The organism is Methanosarcina sp. A14, assembly GCF_001729375.1.
In the GTDB taxonomy this organism is placed as follows: domain Archaea; phylum Halobacteriota; class Methanosarcinia; order Methanosarcinales; family Methanosarcinaceae; genus Methanosarcina; species Methanosarcina barkeri.
This window is the reverse complement of sequence record NZ_LZPK01000084.1, coordinates 1-10,685: the sequence shown is the minus strand read 5'-3', so window position 1 is coordinate 10,685 and position 10,685 is coordinate 1. Positions and strand designations below refer to the sequence as shown.

7 protein-coding genes are annotated in these 10,685 nt (G+C 38.8%); all 7 read left to right on the top strand.

Annotated features, from left to right (window positions below; genetic code table 11):
* Positions 1 to 328 precede the first annotated feature (328 nt).
* Positions 329 to 1,987 (top strand): ABC transporter substrate-binding protein, encoded by a 1,659-nt coding sequence (locus A9239_RS05070; RefSeq protein ID WP_048120505.1) that lies wholly within the window; start codon positions 329 to 331, stop codon positions 1,985 to 1,987.
* A 665-nt stretch (positions 1,988 to 2,652) separates the two neighbouring features.
* The gene (locus A9239_RS05065) at positions 2,653 to 4,314 is read left to right on the top strand and encodes an ABC transporter substrate-binding protein (protein ID WP_080943654.1); all 1,662 of its coding nucleotides are present in this window, start codon (positions 2,653 to 2,655) and stop codon (positions 4,312 to 4,314) included.
* A 377-nt stretch (positions 4,315 to 4,691) separates the two neighbouring features.
* Positions 4,692 to 5,684, top strand: coding sequence for an ABC transporter permease (locus A9239_RS05060; protein WP_048120503.1), 993 nt, complete (start codon positions 4,692 to 4,694; stop codon positions 5,682 to 5,684).
* Positions 5,681 to 6,538: an ABC transporter permease gene (locus tag A9239_RS05055; protein WP_048154172.1), complete on the top strand. Its 858-nt coding sequence runs from the start codon at positions 5,681 to 5,683 to the stop codon at positions 6,536 to 6,538. Before A9239_RS05060 ends, A9239_RS05055 begins: the two co-directional genes overlap by 4 nt.
* A gap of 229 nt (positions 6,539 to 6,767) precedes the next feature.
* On the top strand, positions 6,768 to 7,826 hold the full coding sequence (locus A9239_RS05050) for an ABC transporter ATP-binding protein (protein ID WP_230668996.1): 1,059 nt from the start codon (positions 6,768 to 6,770) through the stop codon (positions 7,824 to 7,826).
* On the top strand, positions 7,816 to 8,427 hold the full coding sequence (locus A9239_RS05045; protein ID WP_048154174.1) for an ABC transporter ATP-binding protein: 612 nt from the start codon (positions 7,816 to 7,818) through the stop codon (positions 8,425 to 8,427). The genes A9239_RS05050 and A9239_RS05045 overlap by 11 nt, the downstream gene beginning before the upstream one ends.
* Before the next feature lie 995 nt (positions 8,428 to 9,422).
* A partial coding sequence (gene ltrA / locus A9239_RS05040; protein WP_069575231.1) for a group II intron reverse transcriptase/maturase occupies positions 9,423 to 10,685 on the top strand: 1,263 nt, incomplete at its 3' end.

Genomic DNA, 10,685 nt, shown 5'->3' with positions numbered 1-10,685 from the left:
CTAACAAACGAATAAAAATATTATTTTGTATTATTTAATTTTATAAAATTAACATATTTGTATCACATATATTTAGGAATGTATTTATAACAAAACGAGTGTAGTCTAATTCATCTTAATTTTTATCAAAAAAATATTACTATATTGTTATATTTTCTCTATATCGTGTTATTTAATTGATCTGAGATTACTGAAAACACTACTGGTAGGTAATACTATTGCAATAATTTTATGTAATTCTGAAAAAGGAGGAGTTTAAATCAAGAAAAATCAGCAATATATCTTAATAGGGTCAATAGCCATAATTATTGCTGCTGCTATTGTTTTCATACCGGGTGACGAGCCAGCTAGTCCGTCTTCCGGAGTATCGAATGAATCGGTTTCCAGAGGCTCGAATGAGTTAGCTTCCGGAGATTCTAATGAATCAACTTTCCAGGGCTCGGATGAGTTAACTTCTGGAGATTCAAAAAAATCAACTTCCCAGGGCTCGGATGAGCTGGTAGCAGCCGTAGGGACCCATGGTGGAGAACCGGAAGCCGGTTTTAACCCGATTACCGGATGGGGTTACAGCAGTGAACCGCTGGTCCAAAGTACTCTTTTTAAAAAGGACAGTAATGGGTCTCTGATCAATGATTTAGCGACAAATTATTCTGTTAGTGACGATGGGTTTACCTGGACTGTTAATATAAGAAATGATGTTAAATTCCATGATGGGGTACCTTTAACTGCCAGAGATGTAGCATTCACGTTTAATACAGCAGCAAATTCGAGTGGAGTCGATCTTTCAGTGCTGAAAAATGCGGTAGCCCTCGACAACTACACAGTTGAATTCAAATTAAACGACCCGCAAACGACTTTTATTCACAAGCTTTCAGTTATCGGGATTGTGCCTGAACATGCTTACAATGAGACTTACGGAGAACATCCAATCGGGTCAGGCCCATATCGATTCGTAGAATGGGATAAAGGCCAGCAGGCAATCTTTGAAGCAAATCCGGATTACTACGGCCAGAAGCCGTACTTTAAGAAATTAACTTTACTCTTCATGCAGTCCGACACGGCTTTTGCAGCAGCTAAATCAGGACAGGTTGACATAGCTGAAATTCCTTCTTCCTACGCTAATCAGAAAGTCGATGGAATGAAAATAGAGTCCCTTAGTTCCATTGATGCTCGCGGAATAACATTCCCAATGCAGCCCGACACGGGAAAGAAAACGGAAAATGGCTATTCAATCGGAAATAATGTAACCTCCGATCCTGCGATAAGAAAAGCCCTGAACATCGGAATAGACAGGCAGGCCTTAATCGATGGAGCATTAAACGGGCAGGGTGAAGAGGAATTTACTGGAGTGGACAAACTACCCTGGGGCAATAAGGACGCTATATTCGAAGACGGAAAAGTAGACGAAGCAAAGAAGCTTTTAGCGGACGCTGGCTGGAAAGATACCGACGGTGACGGTATTCTTGAAAAGAACGGGACGAAAGCAGAATTTACCTTATTGTATTCCTCAAACGCCCAGGAAAGGCAAGCTTTAGCCGTTGCACTGAGCGAAGAAGCTAAAGAACTGGGAATAAACATTAAAGTCGAAGGTAAGAGCTGGGACGAGATTGATACCATGGCGCATTCAACTCCTGTAGTTTTCGGTTATGGTTCGCTTGATCCGACGGACTTATACCTTAGATATTACAGCAAAAGCTACGACCCTGCAAACTACAACAATATAATACTGTACAACAATTCGGTCGTGGATAACTATCTCAGGACAGCCATAACCAGCACTGATCAGAACACTGCCAATAAAAACTGGCAACTGGCTGCATGGGATGGAACAACTGGATTTTCTGAAAAAGGAGACGCTACCTGGCTCTGGATTGCAACTATCAATTACATGTACATTATGGACAAGGATATAGACATCGGAACCCCAAAAATTCAGCCTCACGGTGCCAATATCTTCGGTAATATCCTGGAGTGGAAACGTACATAAAATTAAACCGGAACTGGATTTTAGAAGGAACGGTCACGAAAGTCTCTTCGTAAGGCTGAGGACCGTTCCTTAAAGTTTTTAGTAAAACTGAGGATGAAAAACTCCGCAGTGTGACTCTTTTTTGGTAAATTTGATTGAAATTTATATTTTGCCTTTGCTCTCTTTCAGGATCGCCAGAATCTATACTTCTTTCAGTATTCAACACATCGACTATTTTAAAATTCAGGAAAACGTGTGAGGTTTTTTATTTAGTATTACTAAACTACTTGAAACTACTGTTTTTTATTTAGTATTACTAAACTACTTAAAACTACTAATTTGTAACACATATATTTCGGAATGTATTTATAGTAAATTGTTTTAATTGATTTATCTTAACTTTACTAATAAAAGTAATATTTTATTATCAAGTTTTATCACGAAAATCTTATTTCAGTCGAATACCCCGCTAGCTTGCTGCGGGGTGCGCCAGTGCAACTTTGATTTAATATAAAATTTCGGATCATCTGGTCAAGTTTAAAAATCCTTACTTGACAGTTAAATTCTTGTTTAAATGTTCGGGATTCTGGTAAAATAGAGGAGGTATTTATATTCAGAAAAATCAACAGTATCTACTGATAGGGACAGTAGTCATAATTATAGCGATTATTTTTATTTTAACATCAATGGGCGATCCGATTATCTCGTCATCCCAGGTTTCTGATGAATTAGTTTCCGGGGGCTCGGATGAATTGGTTCCCGAGGACTCGGATGAATCAGTTTCTAGGAACTCAGATGAACTAGTTTCTAAAAGCTCTGATGAACTTGTGGTGAATGTAAATTCACATACAGGTGAACCCGAAACCGGATTTGACCCACTTCTTGGATGGGGGTGCGGGCATGTGAATTTTGAACCACTTATACAGAGCACTCTTTTTAAATCAGCTGATGATGGAAGCATAATAAACGATCTTGCTACAAATTATTCTATCAGTTCGGATGGGAAAAACTGGACTGTGTATATAAGAGATGATGTCAAGTTCACGGACGGTGAAAACTTAACCGCAGAAGATGTGGCATTTACGTTTAATACCGCAATTGGAAGTAACTCCGAACTGGATATGAGTAATCTCGAAAAAGCCACTGCAATAAATAATACTGTAGTTGAATTCAAACTGAAAGAACCTCAGTCCAGTTTCATATGGAGACTCAGATACGTTGGGATTGTACCAGAACATGCATATAAAAAAGAAACCTACGGATCCAATCCGATAGGATCTGGGCCATATAAATTCGTAGAATGGGATAAGGGCCAGCAAGCAATCTTAGAATTAAACGAAAATTACTATGGAAAAAAGCCGTACTTCAAAAAAATAACCCTGCTGTTTTTGGATAAAGATACTGCGCTTGCAGCAGTAAAATCCGGTGATGTGGACATAGCTGAGATTGAGATTAGCCATGCAAACCAGACCGTAGATGGGTACAAGTTAGTAGCTCTTCCGGCAGCAAGAGCTCAGGGCCTATCCTTCCCTATACAGAATAACACAGGCAAAAAAAGCCTTCAGGGAGATCCAATAGGCAATAATGTCACAGCAGACATAGCAATTCGAAAAGCCTTAAACATCGGTATAGACAGAAAAGCCCTGCTTGAAGGAGTTATATACGGAAAAGGAGCCGTAGAATATACCGGAGTAGACCAGCGGAACTTTGGGAATCCTGAAGCGAAAGTTAATGATTCAAATCCCGAAGAAGCCATAAAAATACTGGAAAACGCAGGCTGGAAAGACACCGATGGCGATGGAATTCGGGAGAATAACGGAACAAAGGCTGAATTTAAGTTATACTACTCTGCTGCGGATCAGACAAGGCAAGCTCTATCGGTAGCTGTAAGTGAACAGGCCAAAGAATTAGGTATAAAAACAGACCTTGTAGGAGCAAGCTGGGACGAAATATATGCTAACCAGTACAGTTCTGCTGTGTTATACGCATACAGCAGCATAGATACCTTTAATCTCTACCAGCAGTACCACAGCAAAGAAGCCGACAATACATACAAAAATCCCGGCCTTTACAATAACTCTGTTGTAGACGGATATCTGGAAACAGCTTTAAGATCTACAGATCAGGACCAGGCTACAAAATATTGGAAGTTAGCTGCATATGACGGAAATACCGGTTTTGGGCCAGCAGGAGATGCTACATGGTTATGGTTGGTGACTATTGACTACCTCTACATGGCAGACGAAACCCTGGATATTGGTACTCCACAAAAAAACTCAGGAGCAGATGTTTTAGGAAATATCTACGAATGGAAAAGAGTAGACACAGCCAGCTCGACTTTCAAATGAGGAGTTAATCCTGCAAGTATGGGTAATTAATCCTGTAACTATGGTTGATTAATCCTGCAGTTCGCGAATAGTCAATCTCGTAATTAGCAAGTAATTAATTCCATAGTTAACGAGCAATAAATTCGGCATAGTGAATAACTGAGCTTTTAATTCTGATCTTGCAGGTTCAGTTACTTACTTTTTCCTTTCTTTTTATCCAAGGCTGGGTTAATGTGACTGATTGGAAAAGGTAATAAAATGACTATTTTACCAGATTTAACTCCATTCTAACTTAAAAAAGTGCAAGAACTCCTAACAATTCCTGGAAATCGTTTACAGACTGGTATTCACGTTAAAATGGATATTATTATTGGAATAATTATGCACGAGGGAGTAGCGTGTCAAACAATGAAAAAATAGTGGGCTTCGTCGGAAAAAAGGCCCTCAGGTTGGCAAGCCTTTTGATTATAGTTTGTCTTGCAAGTTTCATGCTTATCCAGTATTCGCCTATAGATCCCGTTAGAGCCTATATTGGGGAAATGCCAGTAACCGCAGAACACAAAGCTAAACTTGAAGCTTACTGGGGGGTTAATATCCCTCCGCAGGAAAAGTTCCTGAACTGGGCTGGAGATATTCTTAAAGGAGACTTTGGGACTTCACTGATTTATAGGGTTCCAGTTATTGATGTCATTAAAGAACGATTTACAGCTTCCCTTGTTCTAATGGGAATTTCTTGGCTGTTTTCAGGAATTTTAGGTTTTGCTTTAGGAATAATAGCTGGTGCAAAGCAAGGTACGTGGGTCGATAAGGCAATAAAGATTTATTGTTACGCTCTGGCTGCTGCACCGACATTCTGGTTAGCACTGATTCTTCTGATAGTGTTTTCAGTATATTTGGGCTGGTTCCCAATAGGATTACGTGTACCTATAGGGGTTACAGCCGAAAATGTGACGTTTTTTGATTGGTTTAAGCGTTTAATTCTCCCTGCACTAACTTTGAGTCTATTAGACATTGCCAAAATTACAATGTTCACTCGAGAAAAATTAATCGAAGTCCTCTCCAGTGATTATGTCTTATTTGCAAAGGCAAGAGGTGAAAAAGGGCTGGATCTGGTATTGAGGCATGGAATTCGAAACGTTGCACTTCCGGCCATTACCCTGCAGTTTTTAGGATTCAGTGAACTGTTCGGGGGCACAGTTCTGGTTGAACAGGTATTCTCATATCCCGGAATCGGACAGACTGCAGTAGCAGCAGGACTGAAATCCGATGTACCGCTGCTTTTGGGAATAGTCATCTTCAGTACTTTATTTGTATTCTTCGGAAACCTGATTGCTGATATTATCTATGAATTTGTTGACCCCAGGATAAAGCAACAGGAGGCATTAATGTGAGCACTACTGTTGTGACAGTTAACAGGGGACTATTTAGAGGATTAAATCTCAGGCAGAAAACGCTTCTGATAATAGGTTTCACTTCACTTTTATTACTTTCAATTGTGGTTTCCAGCGTGTTTTTAGGTGAGGAACCGCTACATACCAATTTCGGCTCTAAAAACCTTGCTCCTTCCCTGGAACATCCATTCGGAACAGATTGGATGGGAAGAGACATGTTTATAAGGACTCTGGAAGGACTGGGTTTAAGTATACTGGTTGGAGGGCTTGCTTCTACAATCAGCACTGTATTGACCGTAATTTTAGGATTACTTTCAAGTGCAGGAAAAACTGCAGACTCCTTTGTGTCGTGGCTGGTAGACCTCTTTCTTTCAATTCCTCATCTGCTTTTAATAATTCTTATTTCCATCGGAATGGGAGGAGGAGCAACAGGAGTTATTACAGGAGTTGCATTAACGCACTGGCCGAGCTTAACAAGGGTTGTAAGAGCAGAAATCAAGCAACTGAAAACCCAGGAGTACATTCATATCTCCAGGAATCTTGGCAGGTCAAAATGGTGGATAGCTATAAGACACATTCTACCTCATCTGGTTCCCCAGATACTGTTAGGCACGATTTTAATGTTTCCACATGCTATTTTGCACGAAGCTTCAGTCACATTCCTGGGGTTCGGACTTTCACCACACGAACCTGCAATCGGTATAATTCTTTCCGAATCTATGAGGTATCTTTCAGCAGGATACTGGTGGCTTGCATTTTTCCCGGGATTATCGCTGTTAATTGTAGTTCTGGCATTTGATATGATTGGAGAAAGTTTAGGAAAGCTGATGAATCCGAAAAATGCTCATGAATAAATTTCTTTTGTTACTTAATTCAAAATTTATTGGAGTTGAGATTTACTGGAGTTGAAATCTACTGGATTCAAAATGTGCTGGATTCAAAATGTGACGGATTAGAAATGCTGGATCTAAAATGTGCCGGATTCAAAATTTACTAGATTCAAAATGTGCTGGATTAGAAATGCTGGATCTAAAATGTACTGAATAAAAAATATTTTAGATTTACATCTGGAGAGCGTGAAATATGGAAAATAAAGCTGAAATAAACCCTGAAAAAGAGTTAGCTACTAGACTTGAAACAGTTGCTGGAAAGGATAAAACAGTTACTGGAAAAAGGGATAAATCAATTGCTGGAGAACGGAAAAAAACTGAAGCTCTGTTGAACGTAGAAGATCTTTCGTTGTCGTTTACTCAATATTCGTTGGGCCTTAGACAGACTGAACTGAAAGTAATTTCTAATTTGAGTATCCAGGCTTATAAAGGTGAAATTCTGGCTATCGTAGGGTCAAGTGGATCAGGTAAAAGTCTTCTGGCTCATGCGATTTTAGGAATTTTGCCTTCAAACGCAAAACTAGAAGGTAAGATAGAATACGATGGTAAAGAACTTACCCAGAAAAGAAAAGAAGAAATGAGAGGCAAAGAAATTGCCCTGATCCCACAAGCTATAACCTATCTTGACCCTTTAATGAAAATCTCAAATCAAGTAATAGGATGCGTTGAAAAGAAAAAAGAAGGCTTAATGAAGAAACTTCAAAGAGAAATTTTTCAGAGATACGATTTAAAGCCCGATGTCGAAAGAATGCTCCCTCATGAGCTCTCAGGAGGAATGGCTCGAAGAGTTCTGGTTTCGACTGCTGTAATAAGCTCTTCCAAACTCGTAATTGCGGATGAACCAACTCCGGGGTTAGACGAAAATACTTTGAATGAGACTCTGAGTTACTTCAAAGACATGGCAGATAAGGGATGTGCAGTGATACTCATAACTCATGACATTGAAGCTGCATTAAAAATCTCCCATAAAATTGCAGTATTTTATGCAGGTACGGTTCTGGAAGTAGCTAACGTTGAAGACTTTAAAAATAATGGTGGGAACCTAAGACATCCGTATACCCGTGCACTCTGGAATGCCCTTCCCCAGAACAAATTCCAGGCAATCAAAGGTCATCAACCGATGCAGGATGAAGTCACTGACGGATGCATTTTCTATGAAAGATGTTCCAAAAAGAAAGCTAGCTGTTCTCATGGAACTCCTCAATTGAAACAGCTCAATGGAGGGATGGTGAGGTGCAATAATGCGTCTTAAAGGTGAGAATATAAGTTTCGGGTATAAAAAAAATAGTTTGATTTTAAAGGATGTTAATATTTCTTTGGGCAGCGGAGAAGTACTGGGCCTGATCGGGGATAGTGGAAGCGGAAAATCAACTCTCTGTAAGATCTTAACAGGCTACGAAAATAAGTATCAGGGAAAAGTAAGGCTAGATGCAAAAGAAATTCCGTCAAAAGGCTATAACCCGGTCCAGCTCGTCTTCCAACATCCGGAAAAAGCTGTAAATCCTAAATGGAGAATGAAAGATATTCTAAACGAAGGACACCTTGTTTCACAGGATATTATAGAGGCATTTGGAATAAAAAATAACTGGCTTAACCGATGGCCCAATGAGCTTTCAGGAGGAGAACTCCAGAGATTTGCCCTTGCAAGAGCTTTAAGCCCTAAAACCAGGTTTTTAATTGCTGATGAAATTACTACAATGGTAGACGCTATTACTCAAGCTCAAATCTGGAGTATCGTTTTAAATATCGTCGAAGAACTTAATATTGGAGTACTGGTCGTAAGCCATGACCAAAATTTAATTAATATGTTATGTCAAGATACCATTTATCTAAAAGACATAAATAATGTTTGACAAAAACACTGAATCGGTTTTTAAAAGAATGGGCAGTGTGCCAATTTTTCTGTAAAATCACAAATCTCAAAAGGTTAATGGGTAGAAAATTTCATATCTAGAGATCAATTTTCTCCATAGTACGAAAAAACTTGACTTCAAATTTACAGCAAATTTGAAATGTTGCCATATTATCGAAAGTAATACTATTAACAAATACTACTACTAATAATAATAACAATTTATATTTTTATCTATAAATATATTAATTAATATAAAAATTTGAGTATTTTTCTTAATTTTATTGACTTAATAAATAAAACCGCAATTGGTAATACATGTCTATGTTTTTCTGTTGATAGTCATTCCAAAGAATATGTAATAATCTTTCAAAAATTGTTAGCTAGAGTCTTGATTTTTATAATCTGGTATTTTTACCTTCGATACGTGTATCTGACTTTCCGCAGGTGCGACAAGAAGCTATACTATGAATTGCGTCATACGCTACCTTTTCCATTTGAGGTAATCCTACTGTGACATGCATAAATGGTAACGTTTGTGTGTGAAGCTCACACGACAATATCAAGAACTCAAGGAACCTGGCTTTGATAATTGGTTAGGATAAGAGAATACTATGAAGAACGTAAAGTGAACCATCGTAAGAATCGTGAAGTCAAATAAGCGAAAGAAGGTTGACACGCTTAAACCAAAAGGTACGGAATCAGGTTGTAATGGGTCTGCGGACATTATGGCAAATGGACAAAGGATTCTCGGTTTATAGATGGCTTCTAAGGTATTCACATTATTTGTAGTATGGAACTTGGTAAACCCTATATGCTCCTTCTTCTTTTTTTTTGAAAAAAAAGAAAGGTAGAGACCCTGTGAAGGGAATTAATGGCATAGAGGGCAGAGGATTTAGGCAAAAAGCGAAAGCCATTTTGTAATGAAATGGATAGGGGTTCAAACTTTGCCCTAGCCCTAAAGGGTGCAGACTTGCTTATTTTGTATTCTATTGTATGAAAGGAGGCAAACTTCTGAATGTAAGTTATTCAACGATATCCTTACGGGATAAGAAGCTTACAAACGCTCAACTCTACCAGAAATGGAAAACAATCAACTGGCATGAAGTCAAAACGAGAGTTAATAAGTTGCAAACCCGGATTACAAAAGCAGTCCTACAAAACAAATGGAATCTTGTCAAGAGATTGCAGTATTTACTAACTCATTCCTATTCCGCCAAACTTCTGGCCGTAAGAAGAGTTACTCAAAATAAAGGAAAAAGGACACCTGGAATTGATGGCGAAAAATGGTTAAGTTCTGCCTCCAAAATGAAAGCTGTCCTTAGTCTCACTGGTAAAAGATACAAAGCCAAACCGCTTAAACGAGTCTTCATCAATAAACCTGGTAAGAAGAAGAAACGTCCATTAGGTATCCCTACAATGTATGACAGGGCTATCCAGTCTTTATATTCACTGGCTCTGGAACCAGTAGCTGAAACTAAGTCTGACCTACGGTCTTTTGGTTTCAGAAATAATCGAAGTGCCAGGGATGCCTGTCAGCAAATCTTTCTATGTCTGAGCAAGAAAAATTCAGCCCAATGGATCTTGGAAGGTGATATCAAAGGATGTTTCGATAATATAAATCATAAGTGGTTGCTAACTAATGTTCCTATAGAAAAGTCAATACTGACTCAATTTCTTAAAGCAGGTTTTATATATAAGCATCATCTGAATCCAACGAAAGCAGGCACGCCGCAAGGTGGGATTATCTCTCCTATTCTGGCTAATATGACATTGGATGGTATCGAGAAGTTGCTCCTTGCTAAGTACCCTAAAAGAGGGAAAAATTCCAAGAAGGTCAACTTCATAAGATACGCTGACGATTTCATAGTCACTGCTAATTCTGAAGAAACTGCGAAAGAAATACGGGATGTAATTGTTATTTTTCTTAAAGAACGAGGTCTTGAGCTCTCCGATGATAAAACCCTTATCACAAACATTAATGAAGGCTTTGACCTCCTCGGCTGGAATTTCCGCAAGTATAAAGGTAAGCTTCTGATCAAACCTTCCAAAAAGTCCACTAAAATATTTACTGAAACAATCAGTCAAACCATAACGGAAGGAAGAGCATGGTCTCAGGAAGTCTTAATTTCCAAACTAAATCCCATAATAAGAGGCTGGTCCAACTACCATAATTCCGTGGTTTCTTCGGATACTTTCCAGACACTCGATCATAGAATCTGGGAGCTGTTATGGAAATGGGCTAAAAGAAGACATCCG